An 18,264-nucleotide genomic window follows, 5' to 3' on the forward strand; every position below is an offset into this window, starting at 1 on the left:
GAAGCCGAAGCCGAAGCCGAAGCCGAAGCCGAAGCCGAAGCCGAAGCCGAAGCCGAAGCCGAAGCCGAAGCCGAAGCGCCTTCCGCAGAAGAAAAGACTGTTGAACGCGTTGTCGAAAAACGCGGCGGGTTTGTTCCTGCGCTGATTGGCGGCGTGATTGCCGCTGGGATCGGATATGTGGTTGGGAACGGTGGGTTTTTGCCCTCGGAATCCGGCAATTCCGATGCCATCGCGGCGCTTGAGACCAAGCTGACCGATCAGTCGGAGCAGATTGCCAAGCTTTCAAAAACAATATCCGACGGTCCGGATGTCTCGAGCCTGTTAGATCAGCTCAAGGCGCTTGCTGACAAGCTGACGCCGGTTGAAAATGATCTGAACGCGGTGAAGTCCAGTGTGGAAAGCCTAAGCGGACAAGTTGGACCCTTGGGTGACAGGCTGTCTGATCTTGAGAAAAATCCGATTGAAGCAAATGTTTCGCCGGAAGCCACCAAAGCCTTTGAGGCTGAATTGGAAAAACTGCGCGATTCACTGGCTGCACAACGCAGCGAAGTGGAAAAGATGGTCTCAGACGCGCAGGCATTGGAAGCCAAAGCCTCAGCCCAGGCGCGTGCCGCGACCAATGCAGCCATCCTGTCGCGCTTGCATGGTCAAATGGATGCCGGCCAGCCTTTTGCCGAGCTAGTTACCGAACTGAAGGCAGGTGGCGTAGAAGTGCCTGACGCATTGTCGACGCCCGCAGAGAAGGGCGTGCAAACGCTTTCAGATCTGCGTGCCTCGTTTACCCCGGCGGCGCGTTCGGCACTTTCGGATGCAAGGGATGCGGATAAGGGTACAGGCCTGATTGCCTTCCTGCAGCGTCAAACCGGCGCGCGTTCGGTGACACCGCAGGACGGGGACGGCCCCGATGCTATCCTGTCGCGCGCGCAGGCGGCATTGGCCGACGGAGATCTGTCCAAGGTGCTGAGTGAACTAAAATCCCTGCCCGAAGCGGCGCAGACAGCGATGGCTGATTGGGAACAGGCAGCCCAGACGCGGGTGTCCGCCGTGGATGCCGCAAACACGCTTGCTTCAAGCCTGAACTCGAATTGAAGGACCTGCCATGCTGTGGTCATTGTTTAAGATCCTTGTCTTTGTAGCGATTATTGGACTGCTGGCCCTTGGGGGTCATTTCCTGATGCAAACCAGTGGCGGCGTGCAGATTACGGTTGCCGGCACCGAGTTTACCCTTGGACCGTTACAGTCGGTTATTGCGCTGGGCCTGCTGGTTTTTGCTGTTTGGTTGTTCTTCAAACTGCTCAGCCTGCTGATCGCGACACTCAAATTCCTTAATGGTGATGAGACAGCCTTGTCCCGCTATTTCGATCGCAGTCGCGAACAGCGTGGCTATCAGGCGCTTGCGGATGGGTTGATGGCGTTGGCTTCGGGTGAAGGGCGTGTGGCCATGACCAAGGCAAACAAAGCCGAAAAACTGCTTAACAAGCCTGAACTGACCAATCTGCTTGTGGCGCAAGCGGCTGAAATGACCGGAAACACCGAAAAGGCGTCCGAGACCTACAAGAAACTCGTCACAAACAACGCAACCCGATTTGTCGGCGTGCGTGGTATCATGAAACAGAAGCTGGCCGAGGGGGATGATGAAACCGCCCGAAAGCTGGCCGAAAAGGCCCTGGCGATCAAACCGCGCCACGAAGAAACGCAGGATGTTTTGTTGAACCTGCAGACCAAGGCGCAGGACTGGGCCGGGGCGCGATCGACTTTGACATCGAAGTTGAAGGCCGGATACCTGCCGCGTGATGTGTTCAAACGCCGGGATGCCGTTTTGGCCCTGTCCGAAGCAAAGGATGTTTTAGATGAGACCGCCAGCGTCGAACAGCAGGAATATGCAATCGAGGCCAACCGCCTGTCGCCCGATCTGGTACCCGCTGCCGCAATGGCCGCGCGGGCTTACATCGAAAAAGGCAAATCGCGCCCGGCCACCAAGATCCTGAAGAAGGCCTGGGAGGTTCAACCGCATCCCGATTTGGCGCATGCTTTTGCCGAGATCGCCCCGGATGAATCTCCGCAGGATCGGATAAAACGGTTCACTGCTTTAACGCGGGTCCATCCCGAAAACATGGAAACCCGCCTGATTCTGGCCGAGTTGAACATAGTGGCCGAGGACTTTCCCGAGGCGCGTCGCGCATTGGGCGATGTTGTCGAAAAACAGGCTGACGCGCGTGGGTATACGTTGATGGCCGCGATTGAGCGGGGCGAGGGTTCCTCGGACGCCGTAGTTCAGGGGTGGCTGGCCAAGGCGCTGAACGCGCCGCGCGGCCCACAATGGGTGTGCGACAATTGTCATGACATTCAGGTCGAATGGGGACCTGTCTGCCAGAATTGCCACAGTTTCGATACGCTGAGTTGGCAGACACCCCAATCCCCTGAAATCGCCAGTGCGACCGGGGTTCATATGCTTCCGCTGATTGTTGGCGCGCTTGAAGATCAGTCTGATTCGGTCGAGATTTCAGAGCCTGAACAATCCGACAGCGCCGAGGTGATCGAGCTTGATGTGGAGCCGGTCGAGGGTCAGGCCGAAAAACAGGCCTGATCTTTCTGTTTCGGCAGGCGATTGTCCCAACCGAATCTGTTTGCTAACGTCAGCCTCGCGTCGGGGAGGGCGCGCAAACCCTAATGCTGGATTACTCGCATAACGCCTGGCTGGTGGCGGCCTCTTTGGCCGTGGCGCTGATGGCCGGGTTTACAGGCCTATATCTGACACATGGCGCGTCCAAACTGGACAACCAGCGCCGCAAATTCATCGTAGCACTTGCAGCCGTTGTACTGGGCGGCGGTATCTGGTCGATGCATTTCGTAGCGATGCTGGGCCTGCAGTTGCCGATCCTGTTTTATTACGACGCCCTGATCACGCTGATTTCGGCATTGGTTGCGATCCTGATGGTGGGTTTGGCGTTGCTGTTGCTGCATTTCCGTCCGCGAACAATGCGCACGATCGTCGGGGCGGGGGTTATTGTGGGTCTGGGCATTGTGGTAATGCACTATGTGGGCATGGCAGGGATGCAGCTATGTCGCCCGGTTTACAATGCGCTGGACGTAGTGATTGCAGCCATGGCGTCGGTGGTTCTGTCGGTGCTTGCGATCTGGGTCGCCTATGACAACCGGACCCAGCGTAACATCCTGCTGGGGACGGTTTGTTTCGGCCTGGCCGTATTCACTATGCATTTCGTTGCGACCGGGCTGACCGATTTTGTCGCCAGCGAAAATGCAGGGGGTGCAGGACCGGCGCTCAACAATCAGGTGCTGGCCATGGGTGTCACGGTTTCCGTGTTTCTGATCTGCGGTGCCTTTCTTCTGACTGGGATTACCTTCATCGGGCCCGAGGCAGAGGTCGCACCAGTGCCCAGCGCCCCGGACCCTATTCCCGGTCCCCAGGTCACTCTTCCCCGCGCGGGCATTCCGTTCGAACGCGAGGGTCAGACGTTTTTCTCCGCGCCCGGAAAGATCGCAGCGATCCGGGCCGAAGGACATTACACTATACTGTACATGGGCGCAGAGAAACTGTTTTGCCCATGGTCGATAACCGAGGCCGAGGCTCGCCTGAAACCCGATGGCTTTCTCAGGGCGCATCGCAGCTATTTGGTGAACCCAAAACACGTGTCCAGTTTTGAGCGGCACAAGGACAACGGGACCTGCTATTTCGACGGTATCGATGCGTTGACCAAGGTCCCCGTCAGCCGTTCCCGCTTGGCGGATATCCGTGACGCGCTGGGGTTGTGATCGTCGTTCGTGCAGCTCATTCGCATTTCGTGAAACAGACGGCGCGCTCCGTTCCCGCCTGCTGGCGAGGTTAAGGCCACAGCCGCTTTTCTTATCCCAGGTCCCCCAAGGCATAATGTCCGGACCCAGGGAGGAAAACTATGATACCAGCCGGTTTCGAGTATCACCGGCCAGGCGACATCGCCTCGGCCATCGGCATTTTGCAGGAATATGGAGATGAGGCGCGCGTAATCGCCGGCGGGCACAGCCTGATCCCGATGATGAAACTGCGCATGGCCGAGATGGGACATCTTGTCGACCTGCAAGCGATCAACGAACTGAAGGGCGTCAACGTTGGTGCTGATACGGTCACTTTGGGCGCGATGGTCACGCAGCACGAGTTGATCACCCATGACGGTCTGGGATCAGCCATTCCCTTGATCCGCGAGGCCGCTTTACAGATTGCAGATCCTCAGGTGCGCTATGTCGGGACTATTGGTGGCAACGTGGCCAACGGCGATCCGGGCAACGACATGCCAGGGCTGATGCAATGCCTGAACGCGACCTTTGAATTGTCGGGCCCCGATGGCGCCCGCAGCGTTGCTGCGCGCGAGTTCTATGAGGCGGCTTACTTCACGGCACGTGAGGATGAAGAAATCCTAACACGTATCACGATCCCCGTGCCCGGTGCAGGTGTTGGTCAGGCTTATGAAAAGCAAAAACGCAAGATCGGGGATTATGCAACCGCTGCAGCGGCGGTGATGGTTGGAAACGGTCAAGCCTCTGTCGCGATGACCAATCTGGCTGACACACCAGTCTGGTCCGAAAGTGCCAGCGCAGCATTAGCGGATGGCGATGTCGACGGCTGCGTGGCGGCCATGCTGGACGCCATTGACCCTGTGGCCGACAATCGTGGCCCCGTCGAGTTCAAGAAACATGTGGCCGCCGTGATGCTGCGCCGCGCCATCGCTCGCGCTCAAAGCCGCGCGAGCTGAGGGGAGTAAACCATGTCTAAAATGCACGTAAAACTCACCGTGAACGGCAAGCAGGTCGAAGGCCTCGCGGAACCGCGCACATTGCTTATCCACTTCCTGCGGGAAGATCTGAAAATCACTGGGCCGCATATTGGCTGTGAAACCAGCCATTGTGGGGCCTGCACCGTGGATATCGATGGCAAGTCGGTCAAATCCTGCACCACCTTTGTGGCTCAGGTGAACGGGGCCGATGTCACTACCGTCGAAGGGCTTACAAATGACGATGGCAGCCTCGGTGTGCTGCAAGAGATGTTCCGCGAGCATCACGGGCTGCAATGCGGTTTTTGCACGCCGGGGATGATCACCCGCGCGCACCGCCTGTTGCAGGAAAATCCGAACCCGTCCGAAGAAGACATTCGCTTTGGCATGGCAGGAAACCTGTGCCGCTGCACCGGATACCAGAACATCGTTAAGGCCATCTCGGCCTCGGCCGACATGCTGAACGCTCAGAAGGAGGCTGCGGAATGAACGACCAGACTCTGACCCCCGAAGAACGCGCCGCCAACCTCAAGGGTATGGGAAGCTCGCGCAAGCGCGTCGAGGACGTGCGCTTTACCCAAGGCAAAGGAAACTATGTCGACGACATCAAGCTGGACGGGATGCTGTTTGGCGACTTTGTTCGATCTCCCTATGCCCATGCGCGCGTGAAAAGCGTGAACAAAGAGGCGGCACTGGCGCTGCCCGGTGTGATCGCCGTTCTGACCGCCGAAGATCTGTCGCCGCTGGGTCTGCATTGGATGCCGACGCTGGCCGGTGACAAGCAGATGGTGCTCGCCGATGGCAAGGTCCTGTTTCAGGGCCAGGAGGTCGCCTATGTCGTCGCCGAAGATCGTTACATCGCGGCTGATGCGGTGGAACTGGTCGAGGTCGACTATGAAGAACTGCCAGTTCTGACCGACCCGTTCGAGGCACTGAAATCCGATGTTGTCCTGCGTGAAGACCTTGAAGGGCAGACCGCGGGCGCGCACGGACCGCGCAAGCATCACAACCACATCTTCACCTGGGAACAGGGTGACAAGGAAGCCACCGAAGCCATTCTGGCAGAGGCCGACGTGGTCGCCGAAGAGATGGTCTATTATCACCGCACCCACCCGTGCCCGCTGGAGACCTGCGGCTGTGTCGCGTCGATGGACAAAGTGACCGGTAAGCTGACGCTGTATGGCACATTTCAGGCGCCTCATGCGATCCGGACTGTTGTCTCGCTGATCTCGGGCATCGCCGAGCATAATATCCGGGTGATCAGCCCGGATATTGGCGGGGGCTTCGGCAACAAAGTCGGCGCATATGCAGGATACGTCTGCTCAGTCGTGGCCTCGATTGTTACCGGCCAGCCGGTGAAATGGGTCGAGGACCGGATGGAGAACCTGATGTCCACCGCCTTTGCCCGCGACTACTGGATGCGGGGCAAGATCGCGGCGACCAAAGACGGCAAGATCACCGGGCTTTGGTGTCATACGACGGCGGATCACGGGGGGTTTGACGCCTGCGCCGACCCGACCAAGTTCCCGGCAGGGTTCATGAATATCTGCACCGGGTCTTATGACATCCCGACCGCTTATCTAGCTGTGGATGGGGTCTATACCAACAAGGCTCCGGGCGGCGTGGCTTATCGTTGCTCCTTCCGGGTGACCGAAGCCGCCTATTTCATCGAGCGTATGATCGAGGTTCTGGCCATCAAGTTGAACATGGACGCGGCCGAGCTGCGCCGGATCAATTTCATCAGGGCAGATCAGTTCCCGTATCAATCCGCGCTGGGCTGGGAGTATGACTCGGGCGATTACCATACCGCTTGGGACAAGGCATTGAAGGCTGTCGACTATGACGGTCTGCGGGCCGAGCAAGCGCAGCGGATCGACGACTTCAAAGCTGGCAAGACCCGCAAGCTGCTGGGCATCGGTCTGACGCATTTCACCGAGATCGTCGGCGCTGGACCAGTGAAGAACTGCGATATCCTTGGGCTAGGTATGTTCGATTCATGCGAGATCCGCATCCATCCAACCGGGTCGGCCATCGCGCGTCTGGGCACGATCAGCCAAGGCCAGGGCCACGCCACAACCTTTGCCCAGATTATCGCCAGTGAGATCGGTCTGCCCGCCGATGACATCACGCTGGAGGAAGGCGACACCGATACCGCGCCTTATGGGCTTGGGACTTACGGGTCGAGATCTACTCCGGTCGCGGGGGCTGCAACGGCAATGGCTGCGCGGAAAATCCGCGCCAAGGCACAGATGATCGCGGCGTATTTGCTGGAAGTTCACGACAACGACGTTGAGTGGGATGTGGATCGCTTTGCTGTCAAAGGCGCGCCCGAACGGTTCAAGACCATGAAGGAAATCGCCTTCGCCGCTTACAATCAGGCCATACCGGGGCTGGAACCCGGTCTGGAGGCCGTCAGCTACTATGATCCGCCGAACATGACCTATCCGTTCGGGGCCTATATCTGTGTCATGGAGATCGATGTTGATACCGGCGAGTGGGATGTCCGGCAATTCTATGCGCTGGACGATTGCGGCACACGGATCAACCCGATGATCATCGAAGGGCAGGTCCATGGTGGTGTGACTGAGGCACTGGCCATCGCGATGGGGCAGGAGATAGCGTATGACGAGATGGGCAACGTCAAGACCGCGACGCTGATGGATTTCTTCATTCCGACCGCGTGGGAGACGCCAAATTATACCACCGATCACACGGTGACGCCGTCTCCGCATCATCCGATTGGGGCGAAGGGTGTCGGGGAAAGCCCTAACGTGGGCGGTGTACCTGCGTTTTCGAATGCGGTGCATGATGCCTTCCGCCCATTTGGATTGGTTCAGAGCCACATGCCGCATGATCATTGGCGGATCTGGAAGGTTGCCAACGGCCTGGGGATGCACGGCTAATCGGTTTCGAACCGGCTGTCGCCGGTCCGACCGAACGGAGGGGGTTCTACCCCCTCCGAAACCTCCCCCGGGATATTTTGGGCCAGATGAAGATGGGATCCTGGTTTTGACTTTGAGTGACGTGCAGAACGGGTTGGCCGCACAGGGCTATGTCGCCGATGATCGGTTGGCGATGGCGTTGCATTTGGCGCAGGACCTGGGGCGACCCTTACTGCTGGAAGGTCCGGCGGGTGTGGGAAAGACCGAGGTTGCTAAGGCTGTGGCGGGCTGGCGCGATACCCGTTTGATCCGTTTGCAATGTTACGAGGGGCTGGACGCCAGCCACGCTATCTATGAATGGAACTATCAGCGCCAGCTTTTGGCCATTCGTGCCAGTGAAGCGCAGGGAGGAACCAGCGAGGCTCAGTTGTTTACAGATGAATATCTGCTGAAACGACCCTTGTTAGAGGCTATTTCCGCCGCAGTTCCGCCTGTTCTGCTGATCGATGAGATTGATCGGGCGGATGAGGAATTTGAGGCGTATCTGCTGGAGATACTGTCCGACTTTCAGATTACGATTCCTGAACTGGGAACAGTCACGGCACGCGCGCGGCCGATTGTGATCCTGACTGCGAATGGAACGCGTGACCTGTCGGATGCTTTGCGGCGGCGGTGCCTTTACAGCTTCCTCGACTACCCGTCGCAGGAAACTGAATTGGCGATCCTGCAGGCCCGAATGCCCGATGTCGAGGCAACACTGGCGCAACAGATCGTTGGCGTTGTGCAGGCACTAAGGAAGGAAGATCTGGAGAAAACACCAGGCATTGCCGAGATGTTGGATTGGTCGGCTGCTTTGTCAGGATTGGGGGTCAATGACCTTGCCCAATCACGCAAAGAGGTGCAGGCAACCCTGGTTTGTCTTCTTAAAACCGCCGCAGATTACGACGCCGCCCCGCCCGAGGTAATGGATCGGCTGATTGGAAAGGTGGCATAATGCAGGTCACCCGATTTCCCGCTCGTGCGCAGGGGCTTGCGGATCGCATGTCCGGTTTCATTGCGCATTTGCGGATGAATGGTCTGCGCGTTGGCCCAAAGGAAACCGGGGACGCGCTTTCTGTATTGTCGGCGATTGATGCGACCGATGCAGGGCAGGCCCGGCAGGCACTTTGTGCATTACTGGCCGGGGATGTCGAGGATTGGCGCCGCTTTGATGAGTTGTTTGACGCCTATTGGTTCAATGCCGGAAAGCAGCGGGCGGGCACAGCACAGACTGCGCACGTTCGGGTGCAATCGGCGAAACCCATGATCTGGCAAGCGCAGGATCAAGAAGGCAAGGACACCCAATCCGACACAGATCAGGCTACCACTCCTGATCCGAGCGACGGGGAGGCCGAGGGGATGGACGGGAAGCTGATTGCGACCCGCACGGCCAACCTGTCGCGTCGGGATTTGCGCGAAATCATGGATGAAGAGGCGCTAAAACAGGCGGAATCGGCGGCTTTGGCCCTTGCGCGTGCCATTCGGGATCGCCGGTCGCGCAGGCGCAAGCAGTCTCGCAGAGGGCCAGCCCTGGATATGCGCCGGATCCAGCGTGCCAGCCTTGCACGGGGCGGTGAGCCAATGGACCTGTTTCATAAAGCTCGACCGCCGCGCCCAATGCGGATTGTGGCGCTGTGCGACGTGAGCGGATCGATGACGGTGTATGCCCGGGTCTTTCTCGCCTTTCTCAAGGGTCTGATCGGTACTGGGACCGAGGCCGACGCCTATCTGTTCCACACGAGGTTGATGCGTGTCACCGATGCGTTGCGCGACCATGACACGCTGCGCGCGGCCGGTCGGTTGTCGTTGATGGCAGAAGGGTTTGGCGGAGGCACGGATATCTCTGGCAGCCTTGAGAGCTTTCTGAACGGGTACGGCGCACGCGCATTGAACGGTCGCACGATCGTTCTGATCCTGTCAGATGGGTATTGCAGCTCAGATCCACAAGCGCTGGGCGACGTACTGGCGCGCATTCGGCGTAAGGCCCGGCGCATCGTCTGGCTGAACCCGTTGAAAGGATGGAAAGATTATCAACCTATTGCCGCTGCGATGCAGGCGGCCGAACCGTACCTGGATGCGCACCTGCCGGCCAACACATTAGAGGCACTGGCGGCATTGGAGCCGCAGTTCCGAAAGCTGTGAAAGGAGCCCATATGGCAAATTTCGACATATTCGACACGATTGATCAACTGCGCCAGACCGGAGAGGCGTTCTGTGTAGCGACTGTATTGCGTACCGCGGATGCGACTTCGGCCAAAGCCGGAGGAAAGGCTGCGATCACGCGAGACGGTCAAATCCTAGGCCATTTGGGTGGCGCCTGTGTTCAACGCGCGGTTCGGTCGTCGGCACATGAGGCGTTGGCCAGTGGCGCACCGCAGATGATCCGGGTCAAACCTTCGAAAAAGGTGGTGAACATGACCGATCCCGATGGCGTACAGACGTTCAGAAGCGGGTGCCCTTCCGGTGGCACGGTTGATCTTTTGGTTGAACCCTATCGGCACGCGCCGCGGTTGGTGATATTTGGTGGGTCTCTCATCGCGACCGCGTTGGCCGCGCATGGCGCATTGGCCGGATTTCGCGTTTGCCTGTCTGATGATGCGGAAACATCCGGCGCATACACCCGTTTTGCGCCAGATAAGACGGCTGATTTGGGCATTGAAGCGCGGGACTTTGTGGTTGTTGCATCGCAGGGCCAAGGGGACAGCGTTGCCCTGAAAGCCGCGTTGGAAACGGGTGCGACCCGTGTTTCGATGGTGGCAAGCCGCCGCAAGGCTGATACGCTGACCGCAAAATTGATCGCGCAGGGCATGGATCCGCTGCAGGTTGCGCGGCTCAAATCCCCGGCAGGTCTGGATATTCACGCGATTGACCCGCACGAGATCGCTTTGTCGATCCTCGCCGAGATCGTGATGTGGCGGAACAGTGACAAATCCACGGAGCGGTCCCATGATGAGAAGCTTGCATAGGCGCCTAAGGGCGTTCTGGCCTGTACAACCTGAAACAACTGCCGAAAAAGCGGCGGAAACCGCACTTCTTGTTTTCCCAAGATGTTGCTGAACAAAGGATAGACTTTGATGGAATTGAGTGACGAAATCCGCATCTCGGCACCACGCGACGTGGTTTACCGAGCGCTGAATGATCCGGACATCCTGCGTGAGTGCATTCCGGGTTGTGAAGAGCTGATCCAAAACTCGCCTGAAGACCTCGAGGCTAAGGTGGTTTTGAAAATCGGCCCGGTCAAAGCGCGGTTTGCAGGGGAGGTGACGCTGGACACGTCGAACGCACCGGATGGGTTTTCCCTGAGCGGAGAAGGTAAAGGTGGTGCTGCCGGCTTTGCCAAGGGTGGGGCCGAAGTCACGTTGACGGAAGATGGTGCCGAGACATTACTCGCTTACACTGCGAACGTAAGTATCGGAGGCAAGATAGCGCAGCTGGGCAGCCGGTTGATTGCAGGGACTGCCAAGAAACTATCTGGGAAATTCTTCACGCGGTTCGGGGAAATCGTTTCAGAGCAGTCTGCGTCCTGAAGTGCGCGACTAATAGGGGTGTTGGCCACGCGGCTAGTCTGTCAGCGACCTGCATCTGCCGGTGTAATCCGTCATAGCCTCTGAGACAGGATCGATTGGTTCGGCTGATAAACACGTCAAAGCAACGGCCAAAAGTTTCCCTCGCTGGGGGCCTACTGCGGTCAAGGCTGTTGCGACATTGAGCCAGCCGACCGATTGGCGGCCACCGTGGGCGGTATCTTGACGACACCGCTGTCATATTTCAAGTTACCCTCATGGGGCCGCGAACGCCCCGTGAGGCCCAGGCCCAAGTTTCGCATCCACGACACCCGCAACAGCAGGGAGGATGCGCATGAATACGCACCAGAAATTCAAAACCTACATACCCGGCCAACATGTCGTTCGGGGTATCCCGTTCAAAGCTCATAAGATCGACGGCTTTACGCCCGAAATGCTCGAACAGCATTTTGAGCAGGTGTATGGCGGCGCGGTTCGCCGCTTGAACGAGATCGAAAAGCAGATTGCGAGGGATGATCACAACGATGCTCTGCGAGCAGAGCACCTTAGTGTTGCCAACTCGGTCATTCTGCACGAACTACATTTCTTATCCCTTGGCGAAGAAGGCGGTGAAGAGCTATCGGATTCGGCTCTAACACAGGCTATTGACGCAGCTTTTGGCAGCGTCGCAGCCTGGCGGGTCGAATTCTCGTCAATGGCGACGTCGGGAGAAGGTGGTTGGGCTATTCTGGCGTGGTCGGATCGATTTGGTCGGTTGATGAATGTCAGAACGATCGATAGTGCGCAGTTTCTATCCGATGCGGTTCCTCTTCTTGTGCTCGACATGGGAGAGCACGCCTTTTCCAGTGATTTTGGGTTGGACCGGAGGGGTTTTGTCTCTGCGTTCCTACAAAGTGTTCATTGGGTGCGCGTGGCGGAACGATTCCACCGATCACTGGGTGGGGCGGTGGTGAATGAGAAAGCCGATCCCAACCAGATTTCGATCAGCGAACTGAAGGACAGTCTTGACCGGGGCGACGATGTTCTGGTTCTCGATGTACGGCACGATGACGACCGCGAACGATATAAAAACCGAATAGCGGGAAGCGAATGGCATGACTCTTTTGATGTCGCTGCGTGGGCCAACGACTTGCCCAAAGATAAGCCAGTCGTGGTTTATTGCATGTATGGTTTCTGGGTCAGTCAAAAGGCAGCGGAGGAACTGCGTATGTACGGCATCAACGCACGTAGCCTTTCAGGCGGTGTTACGGCGTGGCGCGCAATGGGCTACTCATCGTCAAGCAATATCGAATAGGCGTTACTTTCAGGTGTTCCATTTGATGAGGCTCGCAGTCAATCCGAGAACAATTTCTGTTTTCCAGAAATAAGGTTAGATAAAAGCAAACATATCGAGAGCGCGAGGCGGATTCTAAAACATGGGTATGTTGATCGACGGCCGATGGGACCAAAACGCGGACAGATCTATGCTGTCCGGCACCTACCGCCGAGAGGCCAGTGTTCTGGCTACGATCATTGATGCGGATGTGTTGCATGCTTTGCGGCACGATCCAGATCGGTTTGTGTTGATCGCCTCAGCAAGTTGCCCATGGTCTCATGCGACGGTGATTGTGCGGCAGCTAAGCGAGCTTTCTGACAATGTGCCAATACAATGGGCAGGCGGGCGACGTATCGAAGGCTATGGCCTGTTGCCAGAAGGGCCGATTACGCGATTGGGTAATATCAAACACGCCCATCAGCTCTATTCCCTGAGCGATCCCACATACACCGGTCGCGCAACAGTGCCGATGCTATGGGACAGCAAACGTCAGCTGGTGCTGTCCAATTCCTCGGCCGACATAATCTTGGCGTTTAATCAAGCTGGCCGGGGCCCGGAGCTGCGGCCAGACAACTTGGCAAGCGAGATTGATAAGCTGACCAGTCAGATCTTTGATGGCCTGTCAAATGCGGTCTACCGCGCTGGCAAAGCCGAACGACAAGGCGAATACGATGATGCGGTCGACACAGTGTTCGACACAATGGATCGCCTTGAAGATCGATTGATGGATCAGCGCTTTCTCTTTGGAGATGATCTGACGACCGCTGATATTCGCCTTTTTGCTACTCTGGTACGGTTCGATACCGTGTACGCAACGCATTTTCGCTGCACCAGAAAAAGACTGGTGGACTATCCAGCTCTCTGGCGCTTTACGCGCCGTATTTACCAGGGCCCAGGCGTGAAAGAGACTGTTAATTTTGAAGAAATTCGCTTCGGCTATTACGTAAATGACGGAAGCCACAATCCGTTTGGGATAATCGCCCAGCAACCCCAGATCAACTGGGATTGTCGCGACGGGCTTTAAACCATCGCCCAGATCGGGTCCCCCAAGTCATGGCAAGCGCGACCAGGTGGTCAGGTAGCGTTGAAGATGCTCATGAGCGGGCCTCGGATGATTGAACCTGCAGTTTTCCGGATGTCAGCGCCGCAATGGCAACCATCAAAGCGGCCGTGCCCAGCACAAGCGGCAATCCTCCGATCTGGTAAGTCAGGCCGGACAGCACGGTGCCCAGCAACCGACCGGATGCGTTTGCCATGTAATAGAAGCCGACATCCATCGTGACCCGCTCGGCCTGCGTAAAGGACAGGATCAAGTAGGAATGCAGCGAGGAGTTGACCGCAAAGATGGCGCCAAAAACCAATAGGCCAATCACCAGTGTGATCGTTAGCCAAGGTTCAGGACCAGAGGTCATCAATACGGCACCCATGAGGGCAGCGGGTACGCAAAACAACAGCGCGGCCCAACTGCGCGCGGCACGGATCAGGTCGTCTTCGGATCGCTCAGCGGCGCGCAGGATCTTTGGCGCGCTGGCCTGGACCGCTCCGTAGAGGATAACCCAAACGGCCATGAACGTGCCGATCATGAAGAACGCTGCTCGGTTACCGTCTTCCGTTCCGTCGGACAGAACGGCGTAGAAATAGATCGGGATGCCAACGACAAACCAAACGTCGCGCGCACCGAACAGAAAGACGCGCGCCGCCGACAGCCAGTTTACATTGGCAGATTTCGAAAACACCTCGGAGAATTTCGCGCCTTTGCGGCCCTTGGGCAGGCCGGACGGCATCAGGATCGCAACTGCGATCAGGATCGCACCCAGCACGACCGCCATGACCAGAACGGCCCAGATGAATCCTAAAGTCGCCAGCAGTGCCGCGCCCAACAGGAACCCAAGACCTTTGACTGCGTTTTTGGATCCGGTCAGCACGGCGACCCAGCGGAACAATCCGCCGCCTTCAGTCGGTGCCAGCAGTTTCACGGCGGATTTCGAGGACATCTTGGCCAGATCCTTGGCGACCCCGCTGGCCCCTTGCACGATCATCACAAAGGCAACCGAAACCCCGACGGTCCAGCCCGGATCAAGCTGCGTCAGCGTCAGCAGCGCCAAAACCTGCAGGCCAAGTCCAGCATACAGGGTCGAGGTCAGCCCAAAACGTGCCGCGATCCACCCCGCCGCAAGGTTGGTGGCCATCCCTGCAATCTCGTAGAGCACGAATAGATAGGCCAGCTGAACCGGTGAGAAGCCCAGAGTGTGAAAGTGCAACAGCACCAACATTCTGAGTGCTCCGTCGGTCAGCATAAAGGCCCAATAAGCCGCAGTGACTGCGATGTAGGCCGACAGCCCCTCGGGCCGTTGGGTCACAGCGAGGCACCAACCATCAGGGCAACATCGACCAGACGATGCGCATAGCCCATTTCATTGTCGTACCACGCGTAGATCTTCACCTGCGTGCCGTTCACCACCATGGTCGAGGGAGCATCGATGATCGAAGACCGTTCATCATTGGTGTAATCGGTCGAAACCAGCGGGCGGGTTTCGTAGCCGAGAATTCCCTTCAACGGGCCGTCGGCCGCGACCTTGAAGAAGCTGTTGACCTCTTCCGCCGTGGTCTCCCGTTCGACCTCGAAAACGCAATCGGTCAGTGATGCGTTCAGTAGCGGAACGCGCACCGCGTGGCCATTCAGTCGCCCGGTGAGCTCGGGGTAGATCAGGGTGATGGCCGTGGCCGACCCGGTGGTGGTCGGGATCAAAGAGTTCAGCGCAGACCGCGCGCGGCGCAGGTCTTTTGCCGGACGGTCCACGATGGTCTGCGTATTGGTCACATCATGGATTGTAGTGATTGACCCGTGGCGGATGCCGAGGTTTTCGTGGATGACCTTGACCACCGGGGCCAGGCAATTGGTGGTGCATGAGGCGGCCGTCACGATGCGGTGCGCGGATGGATCATAGGTTTCTTCATTGACACCGCAGACGATATTGGCCGTTGGACCATCTTTGACAGGCGCCGAGACGACAACCTTCTTTACGCCCGCTTCGAAGTACGGGGCTAGTTTTGCCTCGGTCTTGAAGACGCCGGTGCAGTCGATCACCACGTCGACCCCGTCCAGAGGCAGGGCGTTCAGGTCTTTGACACCGATAAAAGGCAGGCGGGTTCCGTTGATTGTGACACTGTTTTCGTCATGCGTGAATGTGGCATCCCAACGTCCGTGAACGGTGTCGAACTCCAGCAGGTGGGCATGCATTTCCGGATCACCTACTGCATCGTTGATCCAGGCAATCTTTGCACCCTTCTCTAACAAGGGTTTCAGGGCGAGCTTTCCGATCCGGCCCAGCCCGTTCACAGCATATGTCGTCATGTCATTTCCTCAGATGGTGTCCTGCCGATGTCATCGACGGCAGATTGCAGCGCTATGCGGTCCAGGCTTTCGACGGGCAGCGATGTAAACGCCTCAATCCGACGTTTCAGCGCCCCGTAAGCGTTCTGGAACGCCAGGCTTTTCTCGGCATCGGTGCCGGTGGCTTTGACCGGATCGACCATGCCCCAATGCCCGCTGATCGGCTGGCCTTCCCATGGGGGGCATTCCTCGTTTGCCGCCTGATTGCAGACGGTAAACACGAAATCCATTTCCGGCGCGTCCGACCCGGTGAATTCCGAGATATTCTTTGAGCGCAGTACCGACGTATCGTGGCCTTTTTCGTTCAGGATATGAAGGGCAAACGGGTTCAGCTTGGAGTTGGGCTGTGTTCCCGCAGAAAACACATTGAACTTGTCGCCTGCAATTTCGCGCAGCAGAGTTTCGGCAAAGATTGAGCGGGCGGAATTGCCCACGCAAATGAACAGGACACTAAACTTTCGGTCCGTCATGGCGTCACCTCCTTGGGTGAAGGGCATGCAAAGATCAGGGCGACCACGGCAGCAATCAACGATCAGAAAGTCGAGCATGCGTTGCACGTTTTTCATTTCAACAGAATAGAGCAGAGATGTTCCTGAGCGTGTCTGCGACACCAAACCCGACCGTTGCAGCGCGTTCAGATAATTCGACAGGGTGCTGGGTTTGATACCCAGTTCCGATGAAAGCTCGCCTGCCGGAACAGTGTCAGGAAACCGTCGCATTAACATGCGAAACACGCTGATACGCTGGGGGTGGCCAAGGATGGCTAGCTGATTCGTTATTTCTTTTATCATATTTCATGAAATATAGAATTAATAAGCTTGTGTCGAGTCAGATCTGACAACGCAGATCACAGTTTTTAAGTTCTTACCGAAGCCGTGGCTCTTACACGAGGGAACGATTTCAGAGATTTTCTAAAAACACCAAAACTGGATCAAACTCCGGCAAACAACCACCATATCGAGGCTTGCACTGTTTCAGCTGACCGTTTAAACGATCCGTCGCATCTTTGTTGGATCGCCGAGTTTCGCCGATACAGCAAAGGTCGCCGCTGTAGCTCAGCTGGTAGAGCACGTCATTCGTAATGATGGGGTCGGGGGTTCGAGTCCCTTCAGCGGCACCACGTAATTCCAAAACAACAACCGACAATTGGCGCTGTTATTTGAGGCGTATTGTGTCTGCCTTCGGGTCCACCTGTTGTTCTGGGCGCGTCCCGTGATCTTGCCATTGGTCGGGCATGCATAGTCGACGGATCGGTCAGCAGTTACCCGGTGATTGGGGATATTCCCCCGGCGAATGCTGCTAGGATTGGCGCGGCCAGTGCAAAGCCAGCACGTATGATGTCGCCCGTACCCTCGGCGAGCTTGTGTGAAGACCTCCACTCTTCAATGTCAAACGCATCCTCAGCATCACTTTCCCGGCTTGCGGCGATGGCAAGGTTGGCAATCCTTCCATCCAGTATGACGGCCACGGGAAGGAAATAGCTCAACATCAACAAGCAGAAATAGGTTCCCGTAAAAAGTGCGGATGCGGTCACCAGTGAATTGTAGGCGGCTTTTTCAGAATCCGAGATCACGGGCAAGGGCCAGTACATCCAGCTTGCAGCGAAAAACATGCCAAAGGTGAGGATGAGACTGGACAGATATAGTTGTTGCCGCATCTGACGCAGGTTCTTCGCCAGCTCTGCGGCCGTTTCTTCGATGCTACGGGTTTCGCGGGATCCCAGACACAGGATCATACCAACGATCAATGACCCGATGGCAAGCCCGGCAAGTGCATTGATCACGTCCAAAATGCGCCTGAACAAGGTAAATACCGGCATGTCCCCGCATTTTCCAAGCAACCAGGAATCCTCAGGGTCGATACACCCGGGCAGAGTGCCCTGAGACAAGGCCGATTCAAATACGGCCTTGCCAACCTGGTGATAGATTTGCGGGGTCTTGGACGCCATATGTTGTTGGACAGTGGGCACGATGGCCAGAACAAGGATGGTCAGAACAATCGTGATAGCGGTTATTCTGGTTCTGCGTTCCATTGGGCGGATCAAGTTGCGGGCCAACACAGCCACAGGCAACAAGGTGAGGGCTGCAAAAAACCAAGCGGCCGCAAGAAACCGGAACCGCCCAACCGCCTCAAGCCAAGTACGCTCGTCGACAAGAATGCTGACGGGGACGTCCAATTCGGTCGCAATCATGTGCTTTTGGATGATCTCATGCAGCGCAAAAACACAAACTGGTAGCAACGCGATTGCGAAATAACCCAGTCTAACTCGACGTTTAGTCACGTCGTCCCCTTCTTGTTTCGGCACTCCACGACAAGAAGGGTAACATGAATTCGACGCGTCGGC

At 57.2% G+C, this 18,264-nt stretch carries 16 protein-coding genes and 1 tRNA gene; 13 read left to right on the forward strand and 4 right to left on the reverse strand.

Features of this window, described 5'->3' with window-relative positions; all coding sequences use genetic code 11:
* The 12 genes from Q1B13_RS23765 to Q1B13_RS23820 form a co-directional block, all read left to right on the forward strand.
* A partial coding sequence (locus Q1B13_RS23765; protein WP_299085052.1) for a hypothetical protein occupies positions 1–1,089 on the forward strand: 1,089 nt, incomplete at its 5' end.
* A 10-nt stretch (positions 1,090–1,099) separates the two neighbouring features.
* Positions 1,100–2,587 (forward strand): heme biosynthesis HemY N-terminal domain-containing protein, encoded by a 1,488-nt coding sequence (locus Q1B13_RS23770; protein ID WP_298937892.1) that lies wholly within the window; start codon positions 1,100–1,102, stop codon positions 2,585–2,587.
* 83 nt (positions 2,588–2,670) lie between these two features.
* Positions 2,671–3,774 carry an MHYT domain-containing protein gene (locus tag Q1B13_RS23775; protein WP_299085049.1) on the forward strand — a complete coding sequence of 368 codons (1,104 nt, stop codon included), beginning with the start codon at positions 2,671–2,673 and terminating at the stop codon, positions 3,772–3,774.
* A gap of 140 nt (positions 3,775–3,914) precedes the next feature.
* On the forward strand, positions 3,915–4,748 hold the full coding sequence (locus tag Q1B13_RS23780; RefSeq protein ID WP_299085046.1) for a xanthine dehydrogenase family protein subunit M: 834 nt from the start codon (positions 3,915–3,917) through the stop codon (positions 4,746–4,748).
* Positions 4,749–4,760: 12 nt separating this feature from the next.
* On the forward strand, positions 4,761–5,255 hold the full coding sequence (locus Q1B13_RS23785; RefSeq protein WP_170667693.1) for a (2Fe-2S)-binding protein: 495 nt from the start codon (positions 4,761–4,763) through the stop codon (positions 5,253–5,255).
* Complete coding sequence (locus tag Q1B13_RS23790; protein WP_299085038.1) at positions 5,252–7,669, forward strand: aerobic carbon-monoxide dehydrogenase large subunit; 2,418 nt, start codon at positions 5,252–5,254, stop codon at positions 7,667–7,669. The genes Q1B13_RS23785 and Q1B13_RS23790 overlap by 4 nt, the downstream gene beginning before the upstream one ends.
* Positions 7,670–7,775: 106 nt before the next feature.
* Positions 7,776–8,642 carry a MoxR family ATPase gene (locus tag Q1B13_RS23795; RefSeq protein WP_299085035.1) on the forward strand — a complete coding sequence of 289 codons (867 nt, stop codon included), beginning with the start codon at positions 7,776–7,778 and terminating at the stop codon, positions 8,640–8,642.
* Positions 8,642–9,829, forward strand: coding sequence for a VWA domain-containing protein (locus Q1B13_RS23800; RefSeq protein WP_299085032.1), 1,188 nt, complete (start codon positions 8,642–8,644; stop codon positions 9,827–9,829). The genes Q1B13_RS23795 and Q1B13_RS23800 overlap by 1 nt, the downstream gene beginning before the upstream one ends.
* An 11-nt stretch (positions 9,830–9,840) precedes the next feature.
* A complete protein-coding gene (locus Q1B13_RS23805; protein WP_299085029.1) occupies positions 9,841–10,653 on the forward strand; it encodes an XdhC family protein in 813 nt (270 codons plus the stop codon).
* Positions 10,654–10,761: 108 nt separating this feature from the next.
* Positions 10,762–11,214, forward strand: coding sequence for a CoxG family protein (locus Q1B13_RS23810; RefSeq protein ID WP_298937901.1), 453 nt, complete (start codon positions 10,762–10,764; stop codon positions 11,212–11,214).
* Between the two features lie 331 nt (positions 11,215–11,545).
* Positions 11,546–12,505 carry a Fe-Mn family superoxide dismutase gene (locus tag Q1B13_RS23815; protein WP_299085026.1) on the forward strand — a complete coding sequence of 320 codons (960 nt, stop codon included), beginning with the start codon at positions 11,546–11,548 and terminating at the stop codon, positions 12,503–12,505.
* 121 nt (positions 12,506–12,626) lie between these two features.
* The gene (locus Q1B13_RS23820) at positions 12,627–13,550 is read left to right on the forward strand and encodes a glutathione S-transferase C-terminal domain-containing protein (RefSeq protein WP_299085023.1); all 924 of its coding nucleotides are present in this window, start codon (positions 12,627–12,629) and stop codon (positions 13,548–13,550) included.
* Positions 13,551–13,620: 70 nt separating this feature from the next.
* Here the strand turns inward: Q1B13_RS23820 and arsJ are convergent, their stop codons facing one another.
* The 3 genes from arsJ to Q1B13_RS23835 are packed head-to-tail and all read right to left on the reverse strand — an operon-like array spanning position 13,621 to position 16,711.
* The gene (gene arsJ / locus Q1B13_RS23825) at positions 13,621–14,886 is read right to left on the reverse strand and encodes an organoarsenical effux MFS transporter ArsJ (RefSeq protein WP_299085020.1); all 1,266 of its coding nucleotides are present in this window, start codon (positions 14,884–14,886) and stop codon (positions 13,621–13,623) included.
* Positions 14,883–15,881, reverse strand: a complete 999-nt coding sequence (locus Q1B13_RS23830) for an ArsJ-associated glyceraldehyde-3-phosphate dehydrogenase (protein WP_299085017.1) — start codon at positions 15,879–15,881, stop codon at positions 14,883–14,885. Before Q1B13_RS23830 ends, arsJ begins: the two co-directional genes overlap by 4 nt.
* Positions 15,878–16,711, reverse strand: coding sequence for a helix-turn-helix domain-containing protein (locus Q1B13_RS23835; protein ID WP_299085015.1), 834 nt, complete (start codon positions 16,709–16,711; stop codon positions 15,878–15,880). Before Q1B13_RS23835 ends, Q1B13_RS23830 begins: the two co-directional genes overlap by 4 nt.
* 253 nt (positions 16,712–16,964) lie before the next feature.
* Here Q1B13_RS23835 and Q1B13_RS23840 point away from each other — a divergent pair.
* Positions 16,965–17,040: transfer RNA gene (locus Q1B13_RS23840), tRNA-Thr, on the forward strand.
* Positions 17,041–17,181: 141 nt separating this feature from the next.
* Here Q1B13_RS23840 and Q1B13_RS23845 read toward each other — a convergent pair.
* Positions 17,182–18,201: a hypothetical protein gene (locus Q1B13_RS23845; RefSeq protein ID WP_298937907.1), complete on the reverse strand. Its 1,020-nt coding sequence runs from the start codon at positions 18,199–18,201 to the stop codon at positions 17,182–17,184.
* Between the last annotated feature and the right edge of the window lie 63 nt (positions 18,202–18,264).

The sequence above is a fragment of the uncultured Ruegeria sp. genome (assembly GCF_947489545.1).
Lineage (GTDB): Bacteria > Pseudomonadota > Alphaproteobacteria > Rhodobacterales > Rhodobacteraceae > Ruegeria.

Bases quoted from the DNA above. Each gene is read 5' to 3' on its own strand.
- Q1B13_RS23780 (WP_299085046.1), top strand. From the start codon at position 3,915: ATGATACCAGCCGGTTTCGAGTATCACCGGCCAGGCGACATCGCCTCG.
- Q1B13_RS23785 (WP_170667693.1), top strand. From the start codon at position 4,761: ATGTCTAAAATGCACGTAAAACTCACCGTGAACGGCAAGCAGGTCGAA.
- Q1B13_RS23770 (WP_298937892.1), top strand. From the start codon at position 1,100: ATGCTGTGGTCATTGTTTAAGATCCTTGTCTTTGTAGCGATTATTGGA.
- Q1B13_RS23790 (WP_299085038.1), top strand. From the start codon at position 5,252: ATGAACGACCAGACTCTGACCCCCGAAGAACGCGCCGCCAACCTCAAG.
- Q1B13_RS23820 (WP_299085023.1), top strand. From the start codon at position 12,627: ATGGGTATGTTGATCGACGGCCGATGGGACCAAAACGCGGACAGATCT.
- Q1B13_RS23810 (WP_298937901.1), top strand. From the start codon at position 10,762: ATGGAATTGAGTGACGAAATCCGCATCTCGGCACCACGCGACGTGGTT.
- Q1B13_RS23815 (WP_299085026.1), top strand. From the start codon at position 11,546: ATGAATACGCACCAGAAATTCAAAACCTACATACCCGGCCAACATGTC.
- Q1B13_RS23835 (WP_299085015.1), bottom strand. From the start codon at position 16,711: ATGATAAAAGAAATAACGAATCAGCTAGCCATCCTTGGCCACCCCCAG.
- Q1B13_RS23830 (WP_299085017.1), bottom strand. From the start codon at position 15,881: ATGACGACATATGCTGTGAACGGGCTGGGCCGGATCGGAAAGCTCGCC.
- Q1B13_RS23775 (WP_299085049.1), top strand. From the start codon at position 2,671: ATGCTGGATTACTCGCATAACGCCTGGCTGGTGGCGGCCTCTTTGGCC.
- Q1B13_RS23805 (WP_299085029.1), top strand. From the start codon at position 9,841: ATGGCAAATTTCGACATATTCGACACGATTGATCAACTGCGCCAGACC.
- Q1B13_RS23800 (WP_299085032.1), top strand. From the start codon at position 8,642: ATGCAGGTCACCCGATTTCCCGCTCGTGCGCAGGGGCTTGCGGATCGC.